The following is a 13500-nucleotide window of genomic DNA, read 5'->3' as shown; positions in this document are numbered from 1 at the left end:
GACGAGCGCCGACACCCCTGCTGAGGTCGCGAGCCGCTCCACCAGCCACGCGTCCGCTCACGCACGCCCCCGGACACGACTGTGCCCCGGCCGTCCGGGGACGGTCGGGGCACAGAAACCGCAGGTCAGCGCCCTGCGAAGAGGGCCGATGCGGTAGGCCGTGTGGGACTCGAACCCACAACCAATGGATTAAAAGTCCTGGCCAGGGTGTGCCGCGCGGTGGTGGACGGTGGAGCACCATCCGAAACCCGCAGGTCAGACGGACCAAGGTTGTCACTCGGTCCGCACAGCACCGCCCGGTGCCAGCACATCCGCTCACGCATCGCTCACGCATACAGCGCGAGAACTCCGTCCTGAAGACCGCGGATTCAAGCAGAGCCCTGGCGGCTCCCTACCTTCCGGCGTGCATGTGGTGCAGCAGGAGAAGCGCGGCCACCGCGTTGGCGGACCTGATCTCGCCGCGCTCGATGAGAGACGGGACGGAGGCCAGCGGGACCCACTCCCGGCGGTCGGATTCGAAGTCGTCCTCAGGGTGACCGACGTATTCGGCCGTGGTCGACCAGTAGACGTGGTGGCGGCCGTCAGCAAGGCCATTGGAGGGCTCGACGGTCAGCAGGTGCTGGAGCGGGCCGGGGCGCCAGCCGGTCTCCTCAAGCATTTCGCGGGCGGCTGCCGCTTCGATGTCCTCGCCGTGCTCGACGACCCCGGCGGCCAGTTCCCAGCCCCATGAGTCGGTGATGAAGCGGTGCCGCCACAGCAACAGGGCCTCGCCGGCCTCGTTGACGGTAGTGGCGAGGGCGACCGGGCGCTGACGGATGACGTAGTGGTCGAGGTGGCGGCCGCCCGGCAGCTCGACGTCCGCGAGGTTCAAGGTGAGCCAGGGATTCTCGTAGACGGTCTTCTCGCCGTGGTTCTTCCAGACCGACACGTGCCCACTCCGTACCTGATCGTCTGCCTCGGTGCCTGGGACGCTATCGCACCGGGCACTTGCTGTGCCCGTCACAGCGGCAGCGAGAGAGAGGCGTCGATCTGCTCCACCGCACCGCGGCCTGCCGCGGAACCATGGTCGGCGAGCAGACCACGGAGTTTGGCGAAGCGTTCCCGTAGCCGCCGCGACTCCTGCCCCCTGGCCAGGTTCAATGCGGCCAGGCTGTGTGCGGCGGCCTGTTCGGGATTGCCGCGGCCGAGGTCGGCGGTGGCTAGTGTCGCCAAGCGGTGTACGGAGCCGCGAGCGTGCGCGCGGGCTCGCACCGCTTCGGTGGCGTACGTCTGTGCCGGGGCCCAATCGCCCAGGCTGATGAGGGCTTCCGCCAACTGCGCTTCAACCAGGCCAGGCTGTACGTAACCCAGCTCGGCCGGTTCGTCAGCGGGCCGGATGCGCGCGGCGGCAGATTCGGCGAGCAACATGCAGCGGTGGGCGGCGGCCTGGTCCCCCATGCGGGAGAACGCCTTGGCCTGCATGGCGTACAGGTCGGTGGCCAGCGCCGGGGACATGTGAGCGCCCGCGGTACGGATACCGGCCTCGGCGAAGGCCACTGCCTGCCGGAAATCCCGTACGAACACAGCCTGGTTGACCAGCAGCGCTATGACGTAGCCGCCGAAGGCGCGGTCACCGAACGCCTTGGCAAGGCGTAACGCCTGGTGGAAGTAGCGCTGAGCGAGCCCCTGGGCGTCGGAGTCGTAGGCACAGATTCCGGCGACTGCTGCCAAGCCGCCCACGGCGCGGTGGAGTTCACGGCCAGTGGCATCCGTGTAGGCACCTCGAACAAGCGGGGACGTGTGCTCGGCGAGGAACCTTACGATGCGGCCTCGCGTGGCCACGCCGCCCGTCTGGCGGTACATCGCCTCGTAGTGCGTTCGGGCGATGCGTAGCACCTCCACGTCGGCGCGCCCCACATGGAGGCTGCCCGCTCGCGAGACGTCGAGGTCCTCCGGTGGGTTCTCCCACTCCCAGACCGGGCCGATCGCGGCCACGCCGGTGAGAAGTGGGGCGCACACGAGATCGTCGCGCTGCTGGCCGTCTCCCCGCCACAGCGCGGTGGAGCGCTCAATGAATCCGGCCAACGGCGAGCCGTGCCCACCGGTCCCGGGAAGGCCCATGCCGATGTCATCGAGGCTCACCGGTCGGCCCAGGCGCTCGGAGAGAACGTCGCAGATCAGGTCGGGCGCGACGCCGCGTGGACGTTGCCCGCGCAACCAGCGAATCACCGAGGAGTGGTCGTAGCGCATCTGCCTGCCTCGAGACCTGCCAGCGGCGTTCACGCGTGCGGCCAAGCCGATCCGTGACATGCCGGCTTCGTCAAGCAGAGCGTCGAGCAGGGTGTTCGGCTCCATGTAGTCCTCGCATCACTCAGTGCAGCCGAGCGTAACCAATTCGCCTTCACACAGTGTGTGTTCGCCAACCCCGTGCCCGGAGTCCGCACACGCTCCCGCCGAGCGGTTGGTCGGCGGAGCCTTTTCTCACCGCCCCGTTGCCGGCGTGCTCCGCTTCAGCCCAAAGAAGGGTCTCCCTGACATGTGCCACACCATCGCGCCGGATAAGACGATGTCGGCTGTTCCCCCTGCCCGGCTGAACGCAAGCGACCTACGCCCTGCCATCAGCCGCAGATTCCACGTGTCGGCAGACGAGGCGGCTGTCACGGCGGCCCGGCGTGAAGTGCTCAGCGTGGTGCGCGGATGGCGTGTGCCGTTCACGGGCGTGATGTTCGACGACCTGGGCCTGCTGACTGGCGAGATCGTCACCAACGCGATCCGGCACGCCCAGGCCCCGTGCGTCGTGGCCGTACGGTGGACCGGCGCCCGAGTGCGGGTGGAGGTCACGGACGCCAGTCCCGTACGGCCGAAGCCGCGGCACGGTTCGCTCGACGCAGAGGGAGGGCGGGGGCTGCTGCTCGTGGACGCGCTCGCCGCGGACTGGGGCAGCGCCGACGACCCCGCCGGGAAGGTCGTCTGGTTCGAGGTCGGGGCCCGCGAGCAGCCGCCGCCCTGGAGCACGCCGGGCACGTGGACGATCACCACCACGGACGGCACCGTCAGCGAGGGCTACCTGCCCGACTGGGCCGAGGACGACCCCACCGAGATCGACGTCCCGGTCGAAGAGCTGCCGCAACGGCTGGCCCTCGTCAACCACCGCACCTTCTTCGAGGGCCCGCTCATGCCCGTCACCGCCCCCGACCGCTGGGACGGCCCCCAGGACGAACCCGTCCTCGAAGGCAGCATCGACTGCAACCCCCACGACCCCGACCCCCGTAAGCGCATCCCCGTCGCCAACCTCCAACTCGCCGAAGGCCACTGGATCCTCGGACTCGACCCCCACCAGCTCACCGAGATCGCCGCCAAGCTCCGCGAGCACGCCGACCTCCTCGACCAGAAGATCCGCCCCGCCCTCACCGCCGCCCGCGAGAACTGGATCGCCCACTCCAGAAGCCTTACCCAACCCCAGAATAGGAGGACAGCACCATGACCACAGCCGTCCAGATCGACACCGGTATCGGGTTGCGCAGTCGGGACCCGAAGGAACTCCTCAACGCCGTCCTGCCCCACATCGCGCACCTGACCGTCAACATCCTCGACAGCGGCATGACCCTCTGGGACCGCGAGATCGCCCTCCTGCTGCGTGACCACACCATGGTCCGCGACATGGCCGAACGGATCCTCGGCAACGCCGTCATGTACACCCTCGCCTGCATCGAGCACCCCGAGGTGCACCTGGGCGTCGGCAAACTCGTCGACATCGGGGTCCACCAGCTCATCCTCGACACGCCCGTGTGGTTCGCGATCTGCGACCTGTACAACGGCGGCCGGTACAAGCACCACGCCCCGTTCATCGAGCGCCGCAGCGACGGCCTGTGCCTTCGCACCGCGGACTTCCTCACCTCGATCGGCTTCGACATCGACGAGGAGCTGTGGGCGATCGACGGCACGGACTGCTCGCCGTGCGACAACAAGGTCCCCGACAGCCACTGAACCGAACGGTGCCCCGCTCGTCCGGTGCCTGCGGGCATCATGGGGCGAGGCGCCGCTTTCTTCGGCAAGCAGAGGACACATATGCCTGCGCAACACGACATCGTCGCCGAGACCGAACTGTGGGACGCCTACGCCCGCACCGCCTTCAAGGACGAAGCCGAGCCGGTCTTCCGCTGGACGCAGTACGCCGACCACGGCCCCGGCCCTGAACTCCTGGGCGACCCGGGCAGCGTCCTGGAGATCGGCTGCGGCACCGGACGCGCTCTCGCCCACCTGGCGCAGAACGGCGTGAAGGCCACAGGCGTGGACCTGTCTCCGGTGATGGTCGGGAAGATCGCTGAGCGCTGGGCGCCGTCAGGAGCGCAGTTCCACTGCGCCGAAGTGCTGGACTACCTCGGCTCCACAGCGGAGACCTACGACGCGGTGTACTCGATCTTCGGCGCGGCCTGGTTCGCCGACCCGTCGAAGCTCTTCCCACTCGTCCGCCGCCGACTCAATCCCGGCGGGACCTTCGTCTTCTCCCAGCCACCCGCGATCCCGGGCGCCTACGGCCCACAGGGCATGTACAAGGGTGGCTTCGCGGGGAAGGCCATGTTCACCTACCGCTACAGCTACCGCCCGCCCGTATGGGAACGCCTGCTGGCCCGGGCCGGTTTCACCGCTCCTCAAGCCCGTGTCCTGGACGCCCCCGAGCCCGACCACATTGGCACGCTCCTGGTCCGCGCCCAGGCCTGACGCCGAGCCCAGCTCGGGTGCCTCGCGCCTGCGGTCTGCGGCAGACAGCGGACGGGCAGAGGCCGCGTCGTCTCCCCCAGTACCCGGGCGCCATCGGTCCGGCCCGGCGCCCCGCGTCAGCCGGGACCGTACGTGCACCGGACAGCCGCTCACGCACGCCCCCGGACACGACTGTGCCCCGACCGTCCGGGGACGGTCGGGGCACAGGAACCGCAGGTCGGCGCCCTCGAAGAAGGGCCGATGCGGTAGGCCGTGTGGGACTCGAACCCACAACCAATGGATTAAAAGTCTCCGCCGGGTGCATGGCGTCGTCTATCGCCCAATTCTCCACTGTGCCGTTCCGTGCCGCCAACTGCCCACTTGTGCAGCTCAATGCGGGTGTCTTCTTGATGCTCTGTGCCGTCTTGTGTCGCCCATTATCGGGGAGTTCCGTGGCGTTCGGGCCAGCAGCGGGCCAGCAGAAAGGGCCCCCGACCCGCAGGTCGGTGGCCCTTCACCAGCAGTCCCTCGATACCCTCCACGATACTGCCCGCCTCCGTCATTCGGGCTATCGCTTCCACGACCTGCTCCGTGATTACGGCGTCACCCCGTCGGCTCGCCAGCGGTGGGTGCCGGCGCCTTGCGTGCGCGCGGAACCACAGCTGCGGCCTTCTCGGCGATCTCTCGGTCCACCTCGGGCAGCAGCGAGGTATAGGTATCGGACGCGAGCACGATCGTGGAGTGCCGCAGCGTCTCCTTGATCGCGTGCAGATCTCCGCCGCCAGCGTGAATGAGGGTGGCCGCGCAGTGCCGGAGGTCTCGTAGGTTGATCGGCGGCAGGCCGGCCGCCTCGTAGATCCGGCGGAACTCCTTCGAGACGGTGTCCGGGTGCAGCCAGCTACCGTCTTCCTGGACGAAGACCTTGCCGGTCTCGGCCCACCGTGGCGCGTCCTCGTTCGCCGCGCGCTTCCGGTCGGCCTCCGCGTTCCACGCGGCGCGCTCCGCAACCTGGCGGGCGCGGTGCTCGCGCAGGACTTCCACGGTGGCACTGTCGAGCGCGATGGTGGCGGCCGAGCCGTCCGTTTTCGGCTCGGTCTCGACCGGGGTCCAGCCGTCTGCGCCGACGACGATCTCCCTCGCCACGGTGAGCAGGCCGCCGTCGAGGTCGACCCCGGTCCAGTCCTGGCCGACACCCTCGCCGCGCCGCAGGCCGCGGAAAGCGATCAGGTGGAAGAAGGCGTACAGGCGGTGCTCCTGGGCGGCGTCGAGGAACGCGCCGATCTGCACCGGTGTCCAGACCATCACCGCGGACGGCTTCTCGCCGGTCTCGCGCCAGCGCGCGGTGTGCGCGGCCGTCCAGAGCAGAGGCTTCGGCCGGCGGCCGGACGCCAGCTCGACGTGTTCGGCTGCGTTGAAGGTGATGAGCTGCCGGGCGATGGCCGCGTTGAGGGCGGCGCGCAGGGTGGCGCGGATGCGCTGCTTGGTGGCCGGCCCGGTGATGCGCCGGTAGGGCTTCATGTCGGCGAGCTTGGCCTTCTCCACGGCGATCTGCTCGGCGATCTGCTGGCGCTCGAAGGCGCGGGGGACGCCGGGGCGGGACCGCTTGCAGCGGGCCGCCTGCTCGCGCCGTGCGGCGTTCTCCGCGGCGATGACCTCGTTCTGGTCGTCGATGGCGTCGAACATCGCCTGCACCGGGGCAACGCCGAGCCGGTCGAGGCGGTGGTGGCCGAGGTGCGGCTTCAGGTGGACGCGGATATGGGAGTCGTACCCGGCGTTGGTGGTGTCGCGGGTCTTCTTGGCGGCGCGCCAGGTGTCGAGCCAGTCGCCTACGGTCATGGCGCCGTCGAGGGGCACGCCGACGCCGAGCTTGCGCTTCACCTCGGTGGCGTCGGGGATCTTCGCCCGGTCGCGGGCGATGGTGGCGAGGAGGTCACCGACGCGGCGTTGCGCGTCCGGGTCGTCGCCAGCGAGGTCTAGGACGGCCCGCACGCGGTCGAGGTCGGCCTGGGCCTCCTTCACACCCGCATAGCCGGTGCGGCGGAACTGCCGGCGCCTACCGTCGGCGTCGAGGGGCAGTTCCTGGCGCACGAACGGCGCGCCGTGGTTCTTCTTCGTGAGCTGCGGGCACGCGGTGCCGAGTAGCTTTCCATCCTGGCCGCGGCATTCACACCGCTTCGAGACACCGCCCGCTCTCCGCGTACTTGGCATTTACCCGCCTCATTTCCCAGTATTCAAGGGATCGGCTGATGCTTCATCTTCGATGTAAGCGAGATCCCCTAGAGGTGGGAGCACCGCCAAGCCCGCATCTCGCATCACCCTTCGCAGTTCGACTAGTTGATATTCAGCACTACGAAGACTCTTTTGAGACATTTCAAGTAGCCTCTCGCTGAGGTCTCTCGTCTCTTCCGCGTCGCGGAACTTCGCAGCCCTTGCCCTATCTACATCCAGAGCATTTCGCGCGGATCTGACATGCTCCGCGTAGCGCTCATGATGCCGGAACAGCCCGCCCATGTCATTAAACCCCCTCAGGAACGCGTACTTCTGCGCATCCTCGGTATCGATGACTTCTCGAGGAAGGCCCGAGGGGGGCTCGCCGGGAAACGGCGCTTCCCCAGTGAACCACTTGAAGCAATCCCAGGTATCAACGGATTCATTTGGCGTGGGGATGAATTTCTCAACATCTCCGAGCGGGAAACAAAGAGAGATCGGCGATACCTTCAGAGCCCGAGACAATACAAGGATTTCATGAAGGGCGATCGATGTCCGCCGGCCACTTTCAAGGTTTGCAAGGACCGATCGAGCGATAGGCACGCCGAGTTCAGCACAGCGCTCGGAAAGCTGCTGCGCGCTCATTTTTCGATCAATTCTCGAAGACTTGATGCGCTTCGCGGCAACCAAGGTGATGAGCCTAGGCCAGTCTTCAGGCCAGTTTTCGGGCCGGAAGCTGTCGGTCACACGCGAGGGGCCCGTCACGTCATCCCGTCCAGGTTGTGTCATGACAGCACAGTACGGCAGGACTTGACATCCAGCAAGACAACGAGAAGGCTGTGTGCAGTGAACACAGCCCATGAGCAAGGTGCCATCTCATGACACAGAGCAGCACTGACCAGCACGGATTGACACGCGCGGAGCTGCTCGCTCTGCCCGCGAGCGTCGACGTCGTGACTGCAGGGCGAGCCTTCGCGATCGGCCGGACCACCGCTTACGCCCTAGCACGCAGCGGGGAATTCCCTTGCGAGGTCATCCGGGCGGGCAAGTCCTACCGGGTCATCACCGCCGACCTGCTCCGGGTGCTGCGTGTCGCCCCGGACAACGACGACGCGGCCGGGTCTAGCCACCCGGCCGCGCCTATCGAGAACGCTTCCCTCACCAGCGCTAACTAGCAGAACGGCGACACCCGGGGTCTAGCCACCCCATCAGTGCCGCCGCCGGAAGGATCCTCATGTCCCAGCGTACCGAGGCGCCGCCCGCCGTGGCGCCCTCCGTCCCGAAGGTCACCCTCGCCGCCACCGTCCCGCCGTCGGGCAAGACGTCGACGACCGGCAAGGGCCGCGGCTTCGTCGGCCTCCCCCAGAACACCGAGACCCCGGAGGTCGTGCCGGCCATCGAGGTCGAGCAGTGCCCCGTGCACCCGTGGTGCATCGAGCGCGGCGACCACACCTGGCACAACTCCGAGCCCGTCACCGTCCACGTCGAGTGCGGCGTGGACGAGGCCCACAACCACGGCCACGCCGAGTCGCCCTACGTCGAGGCCAGGCTGGTCAGCGAGGACGACCCCGCCACCGGCGCCCGCGGCGCGGGTGCGGCGGTGATGATCGGCGACTGCGAGGTCACCGCGGCCGGAGCCCGCCGCGAGGCCGCCAAGCTCCGCGCGGCCCTGCCGCGCATCGAGGCCCTGGCCGACATCCTCGACGGCCAGGCCGCCTACACCCCGCCGACGAGCTACGAATCGGCCGAGACCATCAAGGCCGTCGGCACGGACGGTGCGCTGCTGAAGGTCTACCTGTTCGACCCCAGCAGGGAGGAGCTCGGCGGCTACGACGGGCCGAGGACGATGGCGGTGACCCCCGAGATGGGCTCGGCCACCGACCTGGACCTCGACGGCGCCATCGACTTCCGCAATCAGTTGGCCGCGTTGCTGCCCAAGGTCGACGCGATGATCAGCTCGCTCGCGGCCGACGTCCAGACCGAGCCGCCGAAGACGCCGGAAGCTCAGCCGCCCGCCCGCCAGTGGACCATCACCACCGACCGCGGGGCCAAGGTCACGGGGCACCTGCCCCCGTGGGCCGACACCGACCCGTCCAAGGAAGGCATCCCCGCCGGTCGGCTGGAGAACCACCTGGAGGACGTCTACCACCGGCGTGACTACGACGGCCAGACCGTGCTGGTCGAGATCCCGGGCGACCAGGGGCGCTACCGCGGCGAGGAATCGATCCTCCTGCCCCACATCCAGTGCACCCCGCACGGCAGGAACCCCGCAGACCGCGTCCCTCACGTCAACGTGGAGGCCGTGGCCGGCGGAGACGAGTGGATCGGCCCCTTCGACCCGGCAGGGGTCGCCGACTTCGTGGCGAAGCTCCGGGCGCAGGCCGACCGCCTGGAGCAGCAGGTGCTGCCCGCGCTCGTCATGGCGCGCGAGGACTGGGCGAAGAACGGCGGGCAGAAGTGAGCGCACGGACCCCACTGGAGACCTTCTGGTCCGACCAGGTACTGGCCGCTGCACGCGACGCTGCCGCCGACCCCAGCCTGCTGCCCCTCGCCATCACGGCCGCCGACGGCAAGACCCGCTGCACCTGGTGCGACTGCCCCGACGGCCCGGACTCGCCACACAACAACCCGGCCTACCGGTGCACGGGCTGCCCGACGACCGCGCGGCAGGTCGTCAGCTTCTACGCCAGGCCGAACCTCAGGTACGACTACCCGGCCTGCGAGCAGCACTACGCCGAGATCGTCGGCCAGATCGTCCGAGCTGCGGCGGCATCCCGGTGACCGCCCCTGGTCCCGGCGAGTGGCCGGCCCACACCCATCCGCCGGTGGCGGAAGACGACGACCAGGGCGCCCGACACCTGGCGCTCGTCGCCGAGCAGGCACGCTTCCACGTCACCCTCGGCGCGATCCGAGCCGACCTCGAAGAGCAGCCCTCCACCCACTCCATCCGAGCCGCGGTGCGGCGCTGGCACGAAGCGATCACCAACGTGGGCGAGGAGCTTGTCGCCCAGCGGCGGTGCGCTGGATAGGCCGCTCTGCGCGCGCGGGGCTGGGCAACCCCCAGACCCGGCCCCGCGCGCCACGGACACAAGCCCGTTCGGCACGGACAAGAAATGAGCCACCGTTCGTGAACACCTCGCAGAGCCGCCAGCGCGCCGCCGCCGCCTTCATCGCACGCGGCTGGCCGGTCTTCCCCCTGACCCCCGGCGCGAAGAAGCCCCTGCGGCACTGCCGCCTGTGCAGCAGCAAGTCCCCCGACTACCAGCCCCACCGCGGCGTCGACGACTGCCCTCACCGCCCTGACACCTGCCACGGCTTCCACATCGCCTCGACCGACCCCGAGCGCGTCGCCGACTGGTTCGCTCGCTACCCCGAGATGAACATCGGCATCGCCACCGGCCCGGCCCGGCTCGTGGTGGTCGACCTGGACACCAACAAGGACGGCTCGCCGCCGCCGCAGCAGTACGACAGCATGGGCGTCGCCGACGGCGGCGACGTCTTCGCCCTGGCGCTGGAACGGTACGGGCAGGCGTTCCCCAGCAGCACCCTGATCGTCGGCACGCCCAGCCGTGGCCTGCACCTGTACTGGACGCTGCCGCCCGGCGTCACCGTCAACAAATCCGAGGGCGCCTTCGGGTGGAACATCGACGTGCGGGCCACCGGCGGGTACATCGTCGCCCCCACCAGCGTCACCACGGACGGCGAGTACCGGCGGCTGAGCGCCGGTCTGGACCCGCTCGCCGCTCCGAAGTGGCTTCTCCACCACCTGGAAGGTACCGGGCACATGCCCAAGCCGCCGTCGGCGGTGCGCCCCGCGCCCGCGCGGCGGCCGACCAGCGACCGCGGTCGCACCACCCTGGCTGATCTCGCCGCGCAGCTGGCCGCCGCTCCCGAGGGCCAGCGGCACCGGGTGCTGTGCTCAGTCACCACGGCCGCCGCCTACCTCGTGCAGGCAGGCCGGTGCGCCGAGGCCGACGTGCGGGCCGAGATTCATGCCGCGGCGCGCATCGCCCAGCGGAGCGAGAACGAAATCCACCAGGCGATCGAGTCGGCCTTCGAGTACGTCGGCCGCCGGGGGGCAGCGTGACGGCCCCTGTCGAGGCACCGGCGGTCGGAGATGCCGACCCATGGGCGGGAGCTGTGCCGCCGCTCCCCGACGAGCCGCCCACCGTGGACGACGGCAGGGCGCGCCGCCTCATCCTCACCCCCGCCTCGAAGATCCGCATGCGCCCCGTCCGGTGGCTGTGGGACACCACACCGCCCGCCGCCGCGCCCACCTCGCACGGACGACTGCCGCTGAACTCCCTCGGGATCGCCGCCGGCGGCCCGGGGCTCGGCAAGTCGCAGTTCGCCTGCTGGATGACCGCGCGGGTCACCACCGGCACGCTTCCCGGCGAGCTGATGGGCAAGCCCCGGGGCGTCATCTACGCGGCCACCGAGGACTCCTGGTCCTACACCATCGCCCCTCGACTCGTCGCGGCCGGCGCCGACATGGAGCGGGTCTTCCGGGTCGACGTGGTCGACGACGAGGAGTTGCACGCCCGGCTGACGCTGCCCAAGGACATCTCCCTCATGGGCAAGGCGGCCGAGGAGTACAGCGTCGCCCTGCTTGTCGCCGACCCGCTGCTTTCGATGATCGACAGCAGCATCAACGACTACCGGGCCGCTGAGGTCCGCTCAGCCCTCGAACCCCTGGTCGCCGCGGCCGACCGTCACGCCTTCACCATCCTGGGCCTGGCCCACTTCACCAAGGCCGGCGGCGCCGACCCCCTCAGCCGCGTGGCGGGATCCGGGGCGTTCGGCCAGCTCATCCGTTCCCTGATCGCCTTCGCCCGGCAGGAAGACGAGGACGGCAACGAGGAGTTCGTCATGAGCCTGGAGAAGAACAACCTCGGTCGGCTCGGGCTGCCGTCGTTCCAGTACGCGATCCAGCCCGCCGTCGTCGAGACCGACGAAGGGCCTTCCTACGTCTCGCGCTTCGTCCTCGGCCCGGAGAGCACCACCTCCGTCCGCGAGGTCATGCGCAGCGAGGGCATCCCCGGCGACCAGGGAGCCCTCGGCGAGGGCGTCACGTGGCTGCGCGACTTCCTCACGGACATGGGCGGCTCGGAGCGCATGCAGGAGATCAAGAAGTGCGCCAAGGCGGCGGGCCTCAGCGACTCGACGATCGACCGGGCGAAGCGGAAGCTCGGCGTCAAGTCCCGCCAGCAGGGCTTCGGCAGGGACAAGGGCGCCCACTGGTACCTGCCCGAGGCCTGGACCGAGGAGCCGGTCAGTGCCTGAGCCCTCGCGCGCGCGTACACACCTGACGGGATTGACGGCATTGACGGGAATGGCCTTGACCTGCGGTTCTCTCCGGGTCGAGCTTGACGGGATTGGTGACGGGATTGGGCCAGCCGCCGGAATTGGGTCCGACCTGCGCGGCAGCCGCAAACCCGCAGGTCAGGGCCAATCCCGTCAAGCTTCCTCAATCCCGTCAACGATCCTTCATTCCCGTCACCAATCCCGTCATCGAAAAGCCGCAGGTCAGATCCAATCCCGTCAATCACATCAATCAAATTTGTGTGTAGGAGAAGGAGCATGATCAACGACTGCACCGCTGGGTCGAACGCAGCGCCTGCTCGCGCCTGCGCCGCCTGCGCCCTGTGCGAGCGCACCACGGTCCTCGACTCCTACCTGTGCGAGAACTGCCGCCTCGACACCGGCGACCGCCTGAAGCAGCTCCCGGTGATGTACGACGAGCTGACGCTGATGCTGTTCCGGACCAGGCAGCGCCCGGCCGACGACGGGCCGCGGGCCCGGACGGTGGAGCCGCCGACGCCGAACTTGGCGGGGCTCGACCTGCGGGCCCAGTTCGCGGTGCTGCCGTCCTGGCGCAACGCCCTGCTCGACGCGATGCGCCGCCCCGGGCCGGCAGTGACGGGCGACCTGGGCGCCCGCGTCGTGGACGCGGCGGGGGTGCTGCGCGAGCACCTCGGCTGGGTGGCGGCGGAGTGGCCGGCGGCCGGGGACTTCGCGGCCGAGATCCGGGACCTGTTCAACGACGTCCGCACGGTGGCCGGTGAGCCGGAACTCGCGGCCCGCATGGGGCCGTGTCCACAGGTTGTGGACGGTAGGCCGTGCGGGGCGCCGCTGCTCCTGCCCGATCGCGAGTCGGTGGTGCGCTGCCAGTGGTGCGGCGCCACCTATCCGCCTGGTGTGTGGCTGGCCCTTCGGCGCGCCCAGGACGAGCTGGCGGCGCCCGCACGGAGCGACGCGGCGTGACGTCAGCACCAGCCTTGACGCACGTTAACCCTAGTGCTTACAGTTGTGGGACCGTCACCGCTTCCGGTACTAGGAGGGACGTGACCACATGGAAAGAGCGCCATGACGCCGCCGTAGCCGCCCACGCCGATGCGCTGAAGGCCGTCCAGGCGTCAGCCACTGAGAGGGCTCAAGCCCTCCTCGACGGCGTCGCCGAACTCGGCTCCCAGGCCGCCGTCGCGCGCGAACTCGGGGTCACCCGGGCCAGCGTCAACCAGGCCATCAAGGCGCTGCAGAAGAAGGCCACCGGCGACAAGCCGGTGTAACCGCCCCACAACTGAAAACGGCCCGCGGCCGGTGCTACCAACA

At 69.3% G+C, this 13500-nt stretch carries 15 protein-coding genes and 1 tRNA gene; 11 read left to right on the top strand and 5 right to left on the bottom strand.

Going from position 1 to position 13500, the window contains the following annotated elements:
• Window positions 1–391: 391 nt before the first annotated feature.
• Window positions 392–928 (bottom strand): NUDIX hydrolase, encoded by a 537-nt coding sequence (locus tag IH54_RS0114905; RefSeq protein WP_031516843.1) that lies wholly within the window; start codon window positions 926–928, stop codon window positions 392–394.
• A gap of 71 nt (window positions 929–999) precedes the next feature.
• Entirely contained in the window at window positions 1000–2334 is a 1335-nt protein-coding gene (locus IH54_RS0114900; protein ID WP_031516841.1) for a hypothetical protein, read from the bottom strand.
• Between the two features lie 181 nt (window positions 2335–2515).
• On the opposite strand from IH54_RS0114900, the gene IH54_RS41610 reads away from it, so the two are divergent.
• The 3 genes from IH54_RS41610 to IH54_RS0114885 all read left to right on the top strand — a co-directional run bounded on the left by IH54_RS41610 (window position 2516) and on the right by IH54_RS0114885 (window position 4701).
• Window positions 2516–3463 carry an ATP-binding protein gene (locus tag IH54_RS41610; RefSeq protein WP_078862205.1) on the top strand — a complete coding sequence of 316 codons (948 nt, stop codon included), beginning with the start codon at window positions 2516–2518 and terminating at the stop codon, window positions 3461–3463.
• Window positions 3460–3966, top strand: a complete 507-nt coding sequence (locus IH54_RS0114890) for a hypothetical protein (RefSeq protein WP_031516827.1) — start codon at window positions 3460–3462, stop codon at window positions 3964–3966. Before IH54_RS41610 ends, IH54_RS0114890 begins: the two co-directional genes overlap by 4 nt.
• Window positions 3967–4047: 81 nt before the next feature.
• A complete protein-coding gene (locus IH54_RS0114885; protein ID WP_031516824.1) occupies window positions 4048–4701 on the top strand; it encodes a class I SAM-dependent methyltransferase in 654 nt (217 codons plus the stop codon).
• Window positions 4702–4947: 246 nt separating this feature from the next.
• Here IH54_RS0114885 and IH54_RS45535 read toward each other — a convergent pair.
• The 3 genes from IH54_RS45535 to IH54_RS45530 all read right to left on the bottom strand — a co-directional run bounded on the left by IH54_RS45535 (window position 4948) and on the right by IH54_RS45530 (window position 7635).
• Window positions 4948–5059: transfer RNA gene (locus IH54_RS45535), tRNA-Lys, on the bottom strand.
• A 224-nt stretch (window positions 5060–5283) separates the two neighbouring features.
• Entirely contained in the window at window positions 5284–6888 is a 1605-nt protein-coding gene (locus IH54_RS0114880; protein ID WP_043180883.1) for a site-specific integrase, read from the bottom strand.
• Window positions 6889–6897: 9 nt separating this feature from the next.
• Window positions 6898–7635 (bottom strand): helix-turn-helix domain-containing protein, encoded by a 738-nt coding sequence (locus IH54_RS45530; RefSeq protein ID WP_159011840.1) that lies wholly within the window; start codon window positions 7633–7635, stop codon window positions 6898–6900.
• A gap of 131 nt (window positions 7636–7766) precedes the next feature.
• On the opposite strand from IH54_RS45530, the gene IH54_RS0114875 reads away from it, so the two are divergent.
• The 8 genes from IH54_RS0114875 to IH54_RS0114840 all read left to right on the top strand — a co-directional run bounded on the left by IH54_RS0114875 (window position 7767) and on the right by IH54_RS0114840 (window position 13457).
• Entirely contained in the window at window positions 7767–8063 is a 297-nt protein-coding gene (locus tag IH54_RS0114875; protein WP_052397445.1) for a helix-turn-helix domain-containing protein, read from the top strand.
• Between the two features lie 59 nt (window positions 8064–8122).
• Window positions 8123–9349: a DUF6907 domain-containing protein gene (locus tag IH54_RS0114870; protein WP_031516818.1), complete on the top strand. Its 1227-nt coding sequence runs from the start codon at window positions 8123–8125 to the stop codon at window positions 9347–9349.
• Window positions 9346–9669 (top strand): hypothetical protein, encoded by a 324-nt coding sequence (locus IH54_RS0114865; protein ID WP_031516815.1) that lies wholly within the window; start codon window positions 9346–9348, stop codon window positions 9667–9669. Before IH54_RS0114870 ends, IH54_RS0114865 begins: the two co-directional genes overlap by 4 nt.
• A gap of 44 nt (window positions 9670–9713) precedes the next feature.
• Window positions 9714–9917, top strand: a complete 204-nt coding sequence (locus IH54_RS45525; RefSeq protein ID WP_234343523.1) for a hypothetical protein — start codon at window positions 9714–9716, stop codon at window positions 9915–9917.
• 98 nt (window positions 9918–10015) lie between these two features.
• Complete coding sequence (locus tag IH54_RS41605; RefSeq protein WP_052397444.1) at window positions 10016–10975, top strand: bifunctional DNA primase/polymerase; 960 nt, start codon at window positions 10016–10018, stop codon at window positions 10973–10975.
• 53 nt (window positions 10976–11028) lie between these two features.
• Window positions 11029–12171 (top strand): AAA family ATPase, encoded by a 1143-nt coding sequence (locus IH54_RS0114850; protein ID WP_052397443.1) that lies wholly within the window; start codon window positions 11029–11031, stop codon window positions 12169–12171.
• A gap of 297 nt (window positions 12172–12468) precedes the next feature.
• A complete protein-coding gene (locus IH54_RS41600; RefSeq protein WP_052397442.1) occupies window positions 12469–13152 on the top strand; it encodes a hypothetical protein in 684 nt (227 codons plus the stop codon).
• An 80-nt stretch (window positions 13153–13232) separates the two neighbouring features.
• Window positions 13233–13457: a helix-turn-helix domain-containing protein gene (locus tag IH54_RS0114840; protein ID WP_031516806.1), complete on the top strand. Its 225-nt coding sequence runs from the start codon at window positions 13233–13235 to the stop codon at window positions 13455–13457.
• Window positions 13458–13500: the final 43 nt, after the last annotated feature.

The organism is Streptomyces sp. NRRL F-5123, from assembly GCF_000721495.1.
In the GTDB taxonomy this organism is placed as follows: domain Bacteria; phylum Actinomycetota; class Actinomycetes; order Streptomycetales; family Streptomycetaceae; genus Actinacidiphila.
This window is presented reverse-complemented; position numbering and strand designations above follow the sequence as displayed.

What these genes read in the sequence shown, in the direction of transcription:
- IH54_RS0114900 (WP_031516841.1), bottom strand. Translation starts at nt 2,334, where the DNA reads ATGGAGCCGAACACCCTGCTCGACGCTCTGCTTGACGAAGCCGGCATG.
- IH54_RS41610 (WP_078862205.1), top strand. Translation starts at nt 2,516, where the DNA reads ATGTGCCACACCATCGCGCCGGATAAGACGATGTCGGCTGTTCCCCCT.
- IH54_RS0114890 (WP_031516827.1), top strand. Translation starts at nt 3,460, where the DNA reads ATGACCACAGCCGTCCAGATCGACACCGGTATCGGGTTGCGCAGTCGG.
- IH54_RS0114885 (WP_031516824.1), top strand. Translation starts at nt 4,048, where the DNA reads ATGCCTGCGCAACACGACATCGTCGCCGAGACCGAACTGTGGGACGCC.
- IH54_RS0114880 (WP_043180883.1), bottom strand. Translation starts at nt 6,888, where the DNA reads ATGCCAAGTACGCGGAGAGCGGGCGGTGTCTCGAAGCGGTGTGAATGC.
- IH54_RS0114875 (WP_052397445.1), top strand. Translation starts at nt 7,767, where the DNA reads ATGACACAGAGCAGCACTGACCAGCACGGATTGACACGCGCGGAGCTG.
- IH54_RS0114870 (WP_031516818.1), top strand. Translation starts at nt 8,123, where the DNA reads ATGTCCCAGCGTACCGAGGCGCCGCCCGCCGTGGCGCCCTCCGTCCCG.
- IH54_RS41600 (WP_052397442.1), top strand. Translation starts at nt 12,469, where the DNA reads ATGATCAACGACTGCACCGCTGGGTCGAACGCAGCGCCTGCTCGCGCC.